This is a genomic window from Bacillus sp. FSL R5-0397, assembly GCF_038593395.1.
GTDB classification, from domain to species: Bacteria; Bacillota; Bacilli; order Bacillales; family Bacillaceae; genus Bacillus; species Bacillus altitudinis.
In genome coordinates, this window is the sequence record NZ_CP151992.1 from 3,312,881 (window position 1) to 3,326,627 (window position 13,747).

A 13,747-nucleotide genomic window follows, 5' to 3' on the forward strand; every position below is an offset into this window, starting at 1 on the left:
CTCTCCTATCAATAAATTGTCTGAAATGTAAATTTGATTGCGCTTTCTCAAGATATGGAGAAAACCGCCTGTGACTCAGGCGGCTTTCGGTTCTCATCAAATTATGCTTGGTTAGAAGAACCAAATTCACGCATTTTGCCGATAACAGTCGCTTTAATTGCGTCACGAGCTGGTCCAAGATATTTACGTGGATCATACTCTTCTGTTTTTGCAGCAAGTGTTTCGCGAACTGCTTTCGCAGAAGCAATTTGGTTTTCAGTGTTTACATTGATTTTTGCTGTACCAAGTGAAATCGCACGCTTGATGTCAGCAGTTGGGATACCTGTTCCGCCGTGAAGAACAAGTGGAAGTCCAGTTGTTTTACCGATTTCTTCCATTTCAGCGAAACCAAGGTTTGGTTCACCTTTGTATGGACCATGAACTGAACCTAGTGCAGGCGCAAGGCAGTCAATACCAGTACGTTCTACAAGCTCTTGGCACTCTTTTGGATCAGCATAAATAACGCCCTCAGCGATGACGTCGTCTTCTTGTCCACCAACAGTTCCAAGCTCAGCTTCTACAGATACACCGTGGAAATGTGCAAGCTCAACTACTTTTGCAGTTGTCGCTACGTTCTCATCAAATGGATGGTGAGAAGCATCAATCATCACAGAAGTAAATCCTGCATGAATGGCTTTTGCACAAGATTCAAAGCTTGAACCGTGATCTAAATGAATCGCAACAGGAACTGTTACATTATATTCTTCGATTAACGCTTTTACCATTGCGACAACTGTTTTAAAGCCGCCCATGTAGCGTCCTGCTCCTTCAGATACTCCTAAGATAACTGGAGATTTCTCTTCTTCAGCAGCTTGTAAAATCGCTTGCGTGAATTCTAAGTTATTTAAGTTAAACTGTCCAACAGCGTAACCTTTTTCCTTTGCGTCTTTCAACATTTCTGTCATTGAAACTAAAGGCATGATGAAAAATCCTCCCTATGTAGCTAATTTGCTTACTAAAAAAAGCTCTCCACCCTAGCATGACCAGAATTTCTCGCCATATGTAAACTTTCAAAGTCAGATCGCTTTCTTCTTCTTATCTAGAATACCAATTATTCGACAAATCGGCAACAGAATGACTTGATTCAATCATTTCCATCTAGCCATTTGTTTCGAGCGGCAAGTATTCTTTGACTGCATCACGGATTTCATCAATATCAAATGGTTTAGCAAAATGCGTTAATGCACCGAGCTCTTTAGACTCTTGAATCATATCTAGTTCGCCATAAGCTGTCATAATGATCACGCGGATGTCTTCATCAATTAATTTCATGCGTTTTAAAATCTCAATGCCATCCATTCCGGGAATCTTCATATCAAGCAGGACGAGATTTGGTCTATGGTTTTTCACAATATCTAATGCCTGTAGTCCATTAGCGGCTTGAAAGGTTTGATAGCCTTCTTTATGAAACACTTCATTCAGCAATATTCTAATACCGTACTGATCATCGACAATTAAAATTTTCTCATTCATCTGTTACACCCCATTGCTTTCATTTTTCGCCATAAAAAGAGCTGTTGTTAAATAATTCTGTTTGATTTTCACATTTCCTTTAATTATAATAGTTTACTTTACGACATTTTCTGAGCATTTTTCCTAATATTCTCTTTATATTCTATTATAAAATGATCTGACAGAAGGAGGAAATGAGTCTTGTTAAAAATTTTCACTACCCAATTATCAGGTATTTTTTCACGTATTGGAGATAAGCAGGCCGAAGCGATCGAAGACGGTGCACGCCTTCTTGCTCAGGCCGTTGTCAGTGGACATGCCGTGTATTTTCATGGCAAGAATGAACTGGCGGCTGTAGCCTTAGAGGCATCTGAGAGCAAGGAGCCGTTTCCGGGTGCGAAGGTTCTGCCGCTGGATCAAAAGGAGCGCAGCTTACTTCATCCAAGTGACAGGGTGCTTTTATTTTATTCAGATCCAGAAGATCAAGAGATTCAATCCCTTGTCAAAGAGCTTCACGAACAAGGTACACCTATTGTTGGGGTCGGTCCTGCACAAAAGGAGACATCATTCATTGAAGAGCATTGTGATGTCCACATTGATTTTCAGCTCAAAAAACCACTTGTGCCTGCTGAAGATGGAACAAGGTTCGGCTATCCTGCATTGATGACCTGCTTATATGTCTACCATGCTCTATCGTTTACTGTGAAAGAAATCGTTGAGGAATATGAATAAAAAAACTGCCGAGAAGATGATATTCTCGGCAGTTTTTTGTTTTATTTTGATTCAGATGCCTGTAGTGAAGCACCAACGAAATCTCTAAATAACGGCTGTGGTCTTGTCGGTCTTGAAATGAATTCTGGGTGGAACTGAGAAGCAAGGAACCATGGGTGATCCTTCAGTTCAATGATTTCAACAAGGCGTCCGTCTGGGCTTGTACCAGAGAAGACAAAACCTGCTGCTTCCATTTGCTGTCTGAATTCGTTATTAAACTCATAGCGATGACGGTGGCGTTCGTACACGACTTCGTCATTGTATGCAGCAAATGCTTTTGAGTCTTCGTTTAGTTTACAAGGGTATAGGCCGAGACGAAGTGTTCCACCTAAGTCATCAACATCCTTCTGTTCTGGAAGAAGGTCGATGATTGGGAATGCTGTTTCTGGATCAATTTCAGCGGAATGTGCTCCCTCTAAACCTAGTACGTTTCTCGCATATTCGATAGATGCGACTTGCATACCTAAACAAATTCCGAAGAATGGCACTTTGTTTTCGCGCGCATATTGTGTTGCAATGATTTTCCCTTCTACTCCGCGGTCTCCGAAGCCTCCAGGAACAATAATGCCGTCTACATCTTGAGCGAAATCAGCCATATTTTCTGATGTGACTTCTTCTGCGTTGATCCATTTGATTTGAACATCCGCATCAAATGCATAGCCCGCATGACGAAGTGATTCAACGACAGAAATGTATGCATCTTGCAGCTCAACATATTTCCCTACAAGACCAATTGTGACTTGTTTTGAAAGGTTTTGCACTTTATCAACAAGCGCCGTCCACTCCGTCATGTCCGCATCTTGACAGTCAAGCTTCATGTGCTCACATACAAGCTTGTCTAATCCTTGTTTTTGTAAATCAAGCGGAATCGAATAAAGGGTATCCGCATCCTGACATTCGATGACTGCTTTCGTATCAATATCACAGAATAGCGCAATTTTGTCCTTCATGTCTTGTGCCAATGGCATTTCAGTTCTGACCACAATGACGTTTGGCTGAATACCTAGACTACGAAGTTCTTTTACACTATGCTGTGTTGGTTTTGTTTTCAGTTCGCCTGCAGCACGGATGTAAGGAACAAGGGTACAATGAATGTACATCACGTTTTCACGGCCGATGTCACTCTTCATTTGACGAATCGCTTCTAGGAATGGAAGGGATTCAATATCTCCAACTGTTCCACCGATTTCTGTAATGACCACATCTGCACCCGTTTCTTTCCCTGCACGGTACACACGGTCTTTGATTTCATTTGTAATATGGGGAATGACCTGTACGGTTCCACCTAAATAGTCGCCGCGGCGCTCTTTTTTCAGGACTGTAGAATAGATTTTACCGGTTGTGACGTTGCTGTATTTATTCAAGTTAATATCAATGAAGCGCTCGTAGTGACCTAAGTCAAGATCTGTTTCAGCACCGTCGTCTGTGACAAATACCTCACCGTGCTGGTATGGACTCATTGTCCCTGGGTCTACGTTGATATATGGATCAAACTTTTGAATGGTGACATCCATCCCTCTATTTTTCAGAAGGCGGCCTAACGATGCAGCCGTGATCCCTTTTCCAAGTGAGGAAACAACTCCTCCTGTTACAAAAATATACTTTGTCATTTCGTATGCTCCTCTCTTTTTTACCCTTGCATGACTAGACATGCACAGCTTCATCCTTTTAGAGTGTATCCCTAAATCTCTTGAAAAATAAGAAAGCTCCCTTTCAAATAAATGAAAGGGAGCGTAAATGAACGTATCTTTACGTACTCTTTTTTAGAGAGCCCAAAATACATACTACATAGTTCGCTCTGGAAAGTCAAGACGGTTTTGTCCTGTTTTCAGGACCGGTTTGTGAGGGTTATTTGTCTTCCTCATCATCGTCTAAATCGTCTTCATCAATTTCCGTTAAGCCGTCATCATCTTCATCATCATCTTCGTCGAACTCTTCTATCTCTTCATCGATTTCTTCATCGTCTAGGTCAAGGTCCTCGTCGTCTTCAACAAGATCAAGATCTTCTTCAAGCTCGTCGATTTCTTCTTCCTCTTCAATATCATCGAAGTCTTCTTCAACGACAGCAGCTTTTGTTTTTTTCTTTTTCGCTTTTGTTTTCACAGCTGGCTGAACTTCTTCTTCGATTTGATCAACTGGATACCAGCTGCGAAGTCCCCATCTCTGATCACCTAACGAAATAAAGCGGCCATCTATATTTAAGTCTGTATAAAATTGAGCAAGTCGATCATCAAGATCAGATTTTTGTATCCCTTGCAAACGGACCATTTCATCTATTAACTCGGAAAACGTAATCGGCGTTTTGCTGTCTCTGAAAATTTCATAAGCAAGTTCAACTAAAGACATTTGTTTGAGCTGTTCCTGTGAGTATTCTTTCAAACTCAAGGTCAGACACTCCCTTTCTATTACATGTATGTATCCATTTATCAGTGAAATAATAAGTATTTATACCTTATTCTTACGACAAACCATACCTCTCATTATAAACAAATTAGGGGAGTTTATGCCACCTTTATTGATGTTAATTTTTGATTTTTTCACAAGAGGAGCCTCTAGCGGTCAATCATTTGTGCCGAATTGGCACAATTCATGTGTGAAGCACACGTTTTGCATGCTTTTTTGTCTTCTCTTTTGATGAATACAAAGTCATTTACTCTTCTTAAAAAAGGGGAATTATTCCTTCACAAAATGTTCACTTACGACGAATTGAAACAGAAATCTATAATAAATAGACTAATTTTGAGAGGTTGATCGAATTGCCAATGACAAAAAAAGAAGATATACAATTTGGTGTCTTGATGTGTTTTTGTATGTTTTCAGTGATGTTCTTTTATAACCTATTTCTAAATGGACGGCTTGGACATATGACATGGTTAGAAGGTGTACTCACCTATGTGATCGGTTTTGCTATCACGTTGTTGATTGAGATGTGTATTGTTGGGCCTTCAGCAAAAAAAGCAGCCAACCGTTTTGCCCCAAAAGGCAAGAAAATCTATTTTATTCTCACTCTTTCTATCTTTATCGTGTTTGGGATGGTGTGTCTCATGTCTTTATGCGGATATGTCGTTCAAAGCATCAGCACAGGATTTCAAACACAATCGATTCTATCTGATTACTTAACGATTTTCGGTCATAATGTCATGTTGGCGTTCCCTTTGCAAATGTTGATTATGGGACCGCTTGTCCGTTTTGTTTTTTTCAAATGGGTGAAATTAAAACAGACAGCAGCGGTTTAGTCGAATGGATATGTTACAGCTGGATATTCTGAATGAGTGAAAAAACCAAAGGTACGGTGAATAAAGTGCCCGCAGACACGAGTACAATGAGTTTTCTGCGGCTGTTTTCTTTTTCTTCCTTCCTTTTTGGAGACTTTGAAAGCTCTGTGGAGACCATAATCCATATGATCATCGTGACGATTCCTAAAATGCCAATAAATGTTGTGTTCATCATGATAACCTCCATTTTGGTTCTTTTCCCAATTTTACCATAGTGATCAGGTGATATGAGATCATATTGGAGAGATTTCACATTTGATACAAAAACAGACCACCTCATATCAGGTGGTCTTTACTTGGTTTCTACATATCTAGCAGTTTCCGTGAGATGACCAGCCGCTGGATTTCTTGTGTACCTTCATAGATTTGAGTGATTTTCGCATCACGCATGTATCGTTCAACTGGGTAATCCTTTGTATAGCCGTATCCGCCGAAGATTTGTACGGCTTCTGTCGTCACCTTCATGGCTGTATCACCGGCAAAGAGCTTGGACATAGCTGATTCTTTCCCATACGGAAGCCCTTTCGTTTCAAGCCATGCTGCCTGATAGGTGAGCAGTCTTGAGGCCTCAATTGCCGTTGCCATATCCGCTAACTTAAATGCAATGCCTTGCTGCTGAATGATTGGTTTACCAAATTGTTTGCGCTCCTTTGCGTAATTGACTGCTGCATCCAGAGCACCTTGAGCAATGCCAACAGCTTGTGCGGCAATACCGTTTCTGCCGCCGTCAAGTGTCATCATCGCTATCTTAAAACCTTCGCCTTCTTGACCAAGCCGGTTCCTTTCGGGTATACGACAGTCTTCAAAGATGATTTCTGTCGTTGGCGATGAGCGGATGCCCAGTTTGCTTTCTTTTTTGCCGATTGAGAAGCCTTGCGTCTCTTTTTCTACAATAAAAGCGGTTGTATTGCGCGATGAAGCATCCCGGTCAGTAACAGCAAACACAATATAATAATCCGCAATGCCTCCATTGGTAATAAAGATCTTTGCCCCGTTCAAGACGTATTCATTCCCTGCTTTTACTGCTGTTGTTTTCATTCCGCCGGCATCTGAGCCCGAGCCGCTCTCGGTCAGTGCGTATGCGCCGATCTTCTGTCCTTCTGCAAGCGGCTTTAAATACGTCTCCTTTTGCTCATCAGTTCCGAATGTATAGATTGGCCATGAGGCGAGTGATGTGTGAGCAGATAGGGTGACGCCTGTTGAGGCGCACACTCGTGAGAGCTCTTCAACCGCTATGACATAGGCCAAATAATCACTACCAATCCCCCCATTTTCTTCTGGCCAAGGGATTCCCGTTAAACCAAGCTCCGCCATTTGACGAAAAATAGCGGGATCATACGATTCTGTTTCATCTCGCTCTGCTGCTGTTGGCTCCACTTCATTTTTCGCAAAGTCTCTCACCATTTTTTGTATCATTTCGTGTTCGTCACTTAATTGGAACTGCATCATGAGCCACCTCACTTCATATTAGCTGTTTACAAATAACCAGCCTTTGTATTTCACTTGTTCCTTCATAAATCTCACAAATTTTCGCATCACGAAAGTACCGCTCTGCTCGGTATTGCTTCGTGTAACCGGCTAGACCAAGCAAATGGATGACTTCAGTACTAATATCAACCGCTGTTTTAGATGCAAATAACTTCGCCATCGACGCTTCCTTCGTGACAGGGCGATTGGCCTCTTTATAAGAAGCCGCTTGATAGACAAGAAGTTTTGCCGCTTCCAGCTCGGTGCCCAGATCGCCCAACCGAATGGTCGTTTCAAGGCCAGCTGGATGCTGCTTTAAATACGTGACCGCCTCAGCTAATGCGGCTTCTGCAATACCAAGGCTTTGAGCCGCAATGCCAATTCTCCCCGCATTTAAGCTAGACATGGCAATCCGAAAGCCTTCTCCTTCTGCGCCGAGCAGCTGTTTTTTTGGAATTCGAACACCGTCAAAATGAAGTGTGACTGTTTTTGATCCATGCAGGCCCATTTTCTTCTCATCTTTTCCGATCGTAAATCCTGGTGTCCCCTTCTCCACAATGAACGCTGATATATTTTTCTTAGCAGAAGCAGGGTCCGTCACGGCAAATACAAGATAGACTTCCGCTTCACCGCCGCTTGTGATAAAAATTTTCGTTCCATTTAACACATAGTGATCGTCTGCCCGCTCTGCTTTCAACTGAATACTAGAGGCATCTGATCCTGCCTTCGGTTCAGTTAGACAAAAGGCGCCCAGCTTCTGCCCGGACGCAAGCTTGGGAACGTAGGATTCTTTTTGTTCAGTCGTTCCAAACGCCAAAATCGGCATCGTCACAACGGATGTATGAACGGATACAATGACACCGATGGTTGCACTTACTTTGGAAAATTCATGAATCGCCATGATATAGGTTGTGAAATCTGCCCCTAATCCATGATACTTATCTGGGATCGGAATGCCTAAAAAGCCTTGCCGACCCATTTCAGCTAAAAGCGTTTTCGGGAACACGCCCTGTTCCATCGCTTCTATTTCAGGGAATACATGCTGGCGTGCAAATTCTGCTACTCGTTTTCTCCAAAGACGTTGTTTTTCTGTCAGCAACACATCCATCTTGACTCCCCCTATGAGTGGTCGTGGTAAGTGTAAAAACCTCTCTTTGTCTTTTTGCCCAGCCAGCCTGCGTTCACGTATTTTTTCAAAAGAGGACAAGGTCGATATTTGCTATCTCCAAGACCCTCGTGAAGGGTATTCATAATAAATAAACAAGTATCGAGCCCGATGAGGTCGGCGAGACGAAGCGGGCCCATTGGATGGTTCATTCCAAGCGTCATGATGCCGTCAATACTTTCTACATCTGCCACGCCTTCATAAAGGGTGTAAATGGCTTCATTGATCATTGGCATCAAAATACGGTTTGACACAAACCCAGGGAAGTCTTCCACTTCAATTGGCGTTTTGTCTAATGTCTTCGCGGTGTCAAAAACAAATTGGTACGTGGCATCATCCGTTTGTAGCGCACGGATTACTTCCACAAGTTTCATCACGGGAACTGGATTCATAAAATGCATGCCGATCACTTTCTCAGGCCGCTTCGTCACGGCTGCTAATTCTGTGATCGACAAGGAAGACGTATTTGTCGCCAATATCGTGTCATCAGGTGCAAATTGATCGAGGGTTTCAAAGATTTGTTTTTTGATCTTCATTTGTTCAGATGCGGCTTCAATCACTAAATGCGTCTGCTGTACATCCTTTAAATCTGTTGAAACAGCCAGTCGCTGTGTAATATCACGGACTGCCTGATGTGCCAGCTTTCCTTTTTCTGCTCGTTTCGTCAGTTGTTTGGTCATAGAGGAAATGGCTCGATGAATCTGCTCCTCTTCCGTATCATGGAGCAGGACAGTATAACCTGACTGTGCAAATACTTGGGCAATACCCGAGCCCATTTGACCAGCCCCAACGACCATGATGGTTTCTTCTATACTCATGACAATGAACGCCTCCCTTTTAATCCACCTTGATCATGATCGCATCACCTTGACCCCCGCCGCTGCAAATCGCCGCAATGCCGATCCCGCCGCCTCTTTGTCTGAGTGCATGGATCAAGGTCAATATAATACGTGTTCCGCTTGCTCCAATCGGGTGACCAATCGCGACTGCCCCTCCGTTCACATTCATTTTCCGCCGATCCAGTCCAAGAATTTTTTCGCATGCCAATGCAACCGCTGAAAAAGCCTCATTGATTTCAAACAAATCAATATCCTCTACTCGCTTCCCTGTTTTCTTTAACACTTTTTCGATGGCATAAGCTGGTGTTTTCGGAAAATCCTTTGCCTCTACTGCTACTTGCGCATGCCCAAGCACAACTGCCAGAGGTTTTTCACCTTGCTGCATGGCATATGTGTCTTTCATTAATAGAAGCGCACTTGCACCATCATTGACACCAGGTGCATTGCCAGCGGTGATCGTACCTGCCTGATCGAAAACGGGCATCAGTTTTGACAAACGTTCATATGACGTATCACGCCGCGGGGCTTCATCTTCTGAAATCAGCTGATCTCCTTTTTTATTCTTGACGGTAACGGGGATGATCTCATTTTTAAAAAAGCCATTTTTTTGCGCCTCAATGGCTCGTTCATGACTTCTTAACGCCCAAAGGTCTTGTTCTTCTCGTGTAATGCCAAGCTCTTTCGCCGCCATGCTTCCATACTCACCCATATGAACACCTGTAAACGAACAGGTTAATCCATCTAAAATCATGGCATCTTGTACAGCACCATCTCCCATTTTGTAACCCCATCGTGCTTTTTTCAGAAGATAAGGAGCATGAGACATGGATTCCATGCCGCCTGCCACGATCACATTGGCATCTCCCGCTCGAATGATTTGATCGGCTGTCGTGACACTGCGCATTCCTGAAGCACAGACTTTGTTGATGGTTTGCGTCGGAACCGACCAAGGGAGATCTGCATGTCTAGCTGCCTGTCTTGAAGGAATTTGACCTTGTCCTCCTTGAAGGACACTGCCCATGATGACTTCATCCACTTCATGAACATTTGAGGCTCTTTCCAGCGCAGCTTTTATCGTCATCCCGCCTAATTCTGCAGCAGTCAAACGACTTAAAGCTCCACCTAGTTTTCCAAATGGTGTTCTCGCCCCAGATACAATGACCGTCGTGCTCATTTCTTTCCCCTCCTATTTGTTACCGCTTACATAAATGCTAGACAGTTCATAAAATATCGGTGTCCACTGGCCGATTAACAGTCGATCCATCGGCCTGACACCTTTATGAAGCCTGCGTTCTCGTTTCGCCAAACACTGATTTTTCAAGAAGTTCTGCGACATCAAATGTGCCGACCTGCTCTTCTACTTCCTTCGCTTTCGTCCCATCCCCAAGCATGGTTAAACAATATGGGCACCCTGAGCTGATGATGGACGGCTGTACCTGTAAGGCCTGCTCCGTCCTCGCTGTGTTAATTCGAGTACCTGTCTCTTCTTCCATCCACATTAAGCCACCGCCGGCACCACAGCACATCCCCGATTCACGATTCCGTTCCATTTCTTTCAGTGTCACACCAGGAATGGCTTTTAAAATATCTCTTGGCGGATCATAGACCTCGTTATATCTGCCTAGGTAGCAAGAATCGTGGAAAGTAATGACTTCGTTCACTTCATGAATAGGCGTTAATTTCCCCTCTTTTACTAGCTCTGCCAGCAATTCTGTATGATGATACACCTCTGCCTCAAGTCCAAAGTCTGGGTATTCATTTTTAAATAAATTGTAAGCATGCGGATCGATCGTGACGATTTTGGTTACGTCATTTTTTTGAAATTCTTCGATGTTTTTTGCAGCAAGCTCTTGGAACAAAAATTCATTCCCAAGTCTTCTCGGTGTATCACCTGAGTTTTTCTCTTTATTGCCTAGGATGGCAAAAGAAACCCCTGCTTCATTGAGCAGTTTTGCAAAGGCAAGAGCAATCTTTTGGCTTCTATTGTCATATGCACCCATCGATCCAACCCAGAATAAATAGTCGAAGGTCTGATCTGCTTTTTTCAGTTCTTTCACTGTCGGTACGTGCACATCTTCTCTTAGATCACGCCAGTTTTCTCTTTCTTTTCGATTCAATCCCCATGGGTTCCCTTGGCGCTCGATGCTTGTCATCGCACGCTGTGCATCTGCATCCATTTTTCCTTCTGTCAGCACTAAGTATCTGCGCATATCAATGATTTTGTCGACGTGTTCGTTCATGACAGGACACTGATCTTCACAGTTTCGGCAGGTCGTGCATGCCCAGATTTCTTCTTCTGTAATGACCTCACCAATAAGAGAAGGATGATACATTGCGCTCGCCGCAGATTCTTCCGCTCCAGCTCCCCTTGCCTGTAATGCCAGTTGATTTCCTGTCGTCTGTTTGAAAGCAAGCTGCGGAACCCACGGTGTCTTTGAAGTAATGGCAGCCCCTTTATTTGTTAAATGATCTCTTAATCGTAAAATCAAATCCATTGGAGACAGCATTTTCCCCGTCCCTGTCGCCGGACACATATTCGTACAGCGCCCACATTCCACACAAGCGTAAAGATCAATCAGCTGAGATTGACGAAAATCTTCAATTTTCCCAACGCCGAACGTTTCTTGTGTCTCATCTTCAAAATCAATTTTTTGCAGTTTGCCTGGCGGGTCCAATCTGCTGACAAATACGTTGACCGGGCCAGCGATGAGATGGGCGTGCTTAGACTGCGGGACGTACACTAAGAACGTCAGTAAAATAAGAAGATGCACCCACCATGCGACATAGAACACAATTGTTGCCGCAAGTGGTGACAGCCAGCCCAGCAAGAAAGCAATGCCGGAAGCAATTGGCTCAGTTGCTGATAGTGAGTGCCCATGCCAAATGATGTTCATTCCGTTTCCCAGTAATACGGTCAGCATCAATCCGCCAATAAACAAAAGGACAAGCCCTGACTTAAAGCCCCTTTTTAAACGGACTAACTTCTCGACATATCTTCTATGGAATGCCCAAACCACCGCCACTAAAATGAGAAGTGTGACTACCTCTTGGAAGAACGTAAAGACACCGTAAAGCGGACCTAATGGTAGCCCGCTGTCTGGAACAAGTCCCTTCATAATAAAATCAAGGGCTCCGAACTGCACTAAAATAAATCCATAGAAAAACAGCACATGAATGATGCCGCTCTTCTTGTCCTTCAGCAGTTTCTTTTGCCCAAATACATTCACCCAAACACGTTCTAAGCGTTTTTTCATGTCTTTCTGAAATTCTTCTTTTTTGCCAAGACGAATATACGCGGCTCGTGTTCGAATGAGATAAATAAACAAATACACAGCGTAAGCGGTCACTGCCGCAAATGCAATCAAGTTAACAATTAAAAGGCTATTCATCTTGCTCCCCCTTTCATTCCCCAAGACCCACTTTGTTCCGTTTCCATGTTGTACCTCTATCATAAATAATGAATGAGTATTCAGTCAATATTTTTTGCCCATTTGGGTACACTATCGTCATATGTAAAAAAGGAGGAACCTTCATGATCGCATGGATCATTCTACTCGTCGTCTTCGTCATTGTTCTACTCGTCAGGCTAGATCTTTATATAGGGAGAAAATATTTTTCTACCCATGCTTTTGAACGGTCTTTTGACCAAACAAGCGGCGATGCAGTTTTTTATCATGATGGCGAACCACTGTTTGATCAGCTGCTTACGGATATACAGCAAGCCTCTTCTTCTATTCATATGATGTTCTTTATTGTAAAGAACGACAAGATTGGGCAAAGGATTCTGCAAGCACTTAAAGCGAAAGCAGAGCAAGGTGTTTCGGTTTTTTTGCTTACTGATCGGTTAGGCTCCTATCCATTTGATCAAACATCCATTCAGATGCTCGAGAAAAGCGATATTCAATTTTACTTTTTAAACAAACCACGTTTTCCTTTTTTCATTTATCGCTTGAACATGAGAAATCACCGGAAGATCACGGTGATCGATGGGAAGATCGGCTACATTGGCGGGTTTAATATCGGCGATGAATATGTAGGGAAAAACGGCAGGTTTGGCATTTGGAAAGACTATCACCTGCGCATGACAGGACAGGTTGTCGCAGACCTCCAGCATGTGTTTCTGAATGATTTGTACCGGTCATCTGGTATTCACCAGCTGCAATACGAGGTTTTTCCTACACTGGAACCGGGAACATTACAGTGCACTACACGTGCGACGGCAGGTTTTTCTTTAGAAGCCTTATTTCTTCACGATATTCAACAGGCGAAAAAGCAAATCACCATCTGCACGCCCTATTTTATTCCATCAGCTCCTCTTCTAAGCGCCCTTCTTGACGCACGGAAGCGAGGCGTGACTGTCGACATCATCATCCCAATGAAGGCAGATCACCCGCTTGTGAAAGAAGCTGGATTTCATTATTTGAAAGATCTGATTGCTGCTGGATGTCTTGTGTATCGTTTTTATAAAGGGTTTTATCATGCGAAAGCCATTCTCATCGATCATAGCCGTTGTATGATCAGTACAGCGAACTTTGATAAACGAAGTTTGTTTTTCAACGAAGAAGTGGATGTGGCCATTGATGATCCCGCCTTCACCGCACATGTAGAGGAAAAGATTCGTGAACACATGGAAGTGTCAGAACTGATGACTGAAGAAAAATACAAACAACGCCCACTTCTCACGCGACCAATTGAGTGGATAGGCGCCCTGTTCTCGTATTTTTTATAAAGGAGTTGAC

Annotated in this window: 13 protein-coding genes; 3 read left to right on the forward strand and 10 right to left on the reverse strand. The window is 43.2% G+C overall.

The genetic code is table 11. The features are described from left to right. Window positions 1-101 precede the first annotated feature (101 nt). Together NSQ70_RS17015 and NSQ70_RS17020 are read right to left on the reverse strand one after the other, a co-directional pair. Entirely contained in the window at window positions 102-959 is an 858-nt protein-coding gene (locus NSQ70_RS17015; RefSeq protein WP_007497678.1) for a class II fructose-bisphosphate aldolase, read from the reverse strand. Between the two features lie 178 nt (window positions 960-1,137). Beyond that, window positions 1,138-1,512, reverse strand: a complete 375-nt coding sequence (locus NSQ70_RS17020; RefSeq protein ID WP_003214681.1) for a response regulator — start codon at window positions 1,510-1,512, stop codon at window positions 1,138-1,140. 180 nt (window positions 1,513-1,692) lie between these two features. On the opposite strand from NSQ70_RS17020, the gene NSQ70_RS17025 reads away from it, so the two are divergent. After that, on the forward strand, window positions 1,693-2,223 hold the full coding sequence (locus tag NSQ70_RS17025) for a DUF2529 domain-containing protein (RefSeq protein WP_008343445.1): 531 nt from the start codon (window positions 1,693-1,695) through the stop codon (window positions 2,221-2,223). Between the two features lie 41 nt (window positions 2,224-2,264). Here NSQ70_RS17025 and pyrG read toward each other — a convergent pair whose 3' ends face one another. Both pyrG and rpoE read right to left on the reverse strand, forming a co-directional pair. After that, window positions 2,265-3,872: a CTP synthase (glutamine hydrolyzing) gene (gene pyrG, locus NSQ70_RS17030; RefSeq protein ID WP_146270888.1), complete on the reverse strand. Its 1,608-nt coding sequence runs from the start codon at window positions 3,870-3,872 to the stop codon at window positions 2,265-2,267. A 238-nt stretch (window positions 3,873-4,110) separates the two neighbouring features. Next, a complete protein-coding gene (rpoE, locus tag NSQ70_RS17035) occupies window positions 4,111-4,647 on the reverse strand; it encodes a DNA-directed RNA polymerase subunit delta (RefSeq protein WP_017360054.1) in 537 nt (178 codons plus the stop codon). Window positions 4,648-5,018: 371 nt separating this feature from the next. Between rpoE and NSQ70_RS17040 the strand changes: the two genes are divergently transcribed. Further along, on the forward strand, window positions 5,019-5,498 hold the full coding sequence (locus NSQ70_RS17040) for a hypothetical protein (RefSeq protein ID WP_024718764.1): 480 nt from the start codon (window positions 5,019-5,021) through the stop codon (window positions 5,496-5,498). 13 nt (window positions 5,499-5,511) lie between these two features. On the opposite strand, the gene NSQ70_RS17045 is transcribed toward NSQ70_RS17040, so the two are convergent. The 6 genes from NSQ70_RS17045 to NSQ70_RS17070 all read right to left on the reverse strand — a co-directional run bounded on the left by NSQ70_RS17045 (window position 5,512) and on the right by NSQ70_RS17070 (window position 12,397). Continuing rightward, the gene (locus NSQ70_RS17045; protein ID WP_034647437.1) at window positions 5,512-5,709 is read right to left on the reverse strand and encodes a hypothetical protein; all 198 of its coding nucleotides are present in this window, start codon (window positions 5,707-5,709) and stop codon (window positions 5,512-5,514) included. A gap of 131 nt (window positions 5,710-5,840) precedes the next feature. Continuing rightward, window positions 5,841-6,983: an acyl-CoA dehydrogenase gene (locus tag NSQ70_RS17050; RefSeq protein WP_050826686.1), complete on the reverse strand. Its 1,143-nt coding sequence runs from the start codon at window positions 6,981-6,983 to the stop codon at window positions 5,841-5,843. Window positions 6,984-6,999: 16 nt separating this feature from the next. Then, window positions 7,000-8,112, reverse strand: a complete 1,113-nt coding sequence (locus NSQ70_RS17055) for an acyl-CoA dehydrogenase family protein (protein ID WP_342502291.1) — start codon at window positions 8,110-8,112, stop codon at window positions 7,000-7,002. An 11-nt stretch (window positions 8,113-8,123) separates the two neighbouring features. Further along, window positions 8,124-8,987 (reverse strand): 3-hydroxybutyryl-CoA dehydrogenase, encoded by an 864-nt coding sequence (locus NSQ70_RS17060; protein ID WP_342502292.1) that lies wholly within the window; start codon window positions 8,985-8,987, stop codon window positions 8,124-8,126. A 19-nt stretch (window positions 8,988-9,006) separates the two neighbouring features. After that, complete coding sequence (locus NSQ70_RS17065) at window positions 9,007-10,182, reverse strand: acetyl-CoA C-acetyltransferase (RefSeq protein ID WP_342502293.1); 1,176 nt, start codon at window positions 10,180-10,182, stop codon at window positions 9,007-9,009. A 103-nt stretch (window positions 10,183-10,285) separates the two neighbouring features. Further along, the gene (locus NSQ70_RS17070) at window positions 10,286-12,397 is read right to left on the reverse strand and encodes a heterodisulfide reductase-related iron-sulfur binding cluster (protein WP_024718768.1); all 2,112 of its coding nucleotides are present in this window, start codon (window positions 12,395-12,397) and stop codon (window positions 10,286-10,288) included. Between the two features lie 143 nt (window positions 12,398-12,540). Between NSQ70_RS17070 and cls the strand changes: the two genes are divergently transcribed. Continuing rightward, window positions 12,541-13,737 (forward strand): cardiolipin synthase, encoded by a 1,197-nt coding sequence (cls, locus tag NSQ70_RS17075; protein ID WP_342502294.1) that lies wholly within the window; start codon window positions 12,541-12,543, stop codon window positions 13,735-13,737. The last annotated feature ends 10 nt before the right edge of the window (window positions 13,738-13,747 follow it).

What these genes read in the sequence shown, in the direction of transcription:
- NSQ70_RS17055 (WP_342502291.1), bottom strand. Translation starts at nt 8,112, where the DNA reads ATGGATGTGTTGCTGACAGAAAAACAACGTCTTTGGAGAAAACGAGTA.
- NSQ70_RS17045 (WP_034647437.1), bottom strand. Translation starts at nt 5,709, where the DNA reads ATGAACACAACATTTATTGGCATTTTAGGAATCGTCACGATGATCATA.
- NSQ70_RS17020 (WP_003214681.1), bottom strand. Translation starts at nt 1,512, where the DNA reads ATGAATGAGAAAATTTTAATTGTCGATGATCAGTACGGTATTAGAATA.
- NSQ70_RS17050 (WP_050826686.1), bottom strand. Translation starts at nt 6,983, where the DNA reads ATGCAGTTCCAATTAAGTGACGAACACGAAATGATACAAAAAATGGTG.
- NSQ70_RS17065 (WP_342502293.1), bottom strand. Translation starts at nt 10,182, where the DNA reads ATGAGCACGACGGTCATTGTATCTGGGGCGAGAACACCATTTGGAAAA.
- pyrG (WP_146270888.1), bottom strand. Translation starts at nt 3,872, where the DNA reads ATGACAAAGTATATTTTTGTAACAGGAGGAGTTGTTTCCTCACTTGGA.
- NSQ70_RS17060 (WP_342502292.1), bottom strand. Translation starts at nt 8,987, where the DNA reads ATGAGTATAGAAGAAACCATCATGGTCGTTGGGGCTGGTCAAATGGGC.
- cls (WP_342502294.1), top strand. Translation starts at nt 12,541, where the DNA reads ATGATCGCATGGATCATTCTACTCGTCGTCTTCGTCATTGTTCTACTC.
- NSQ70_RS17070 (WP_024718768.1), bottom strand. Translation starts at nt 12,397, where the DNA reads ATGAATAGCCTTTTAATTGTTAACTTGATTGCATTTGCGGCAGTGACC.
- NSQ70_RS17015 (WP_007497678.1), bottom strand. Translation starts at nt 959, where the DNA reads ATGCCTTTAGTTTCAATGACAGAAATGTTGAAAGACGCAAAGGAAAAA.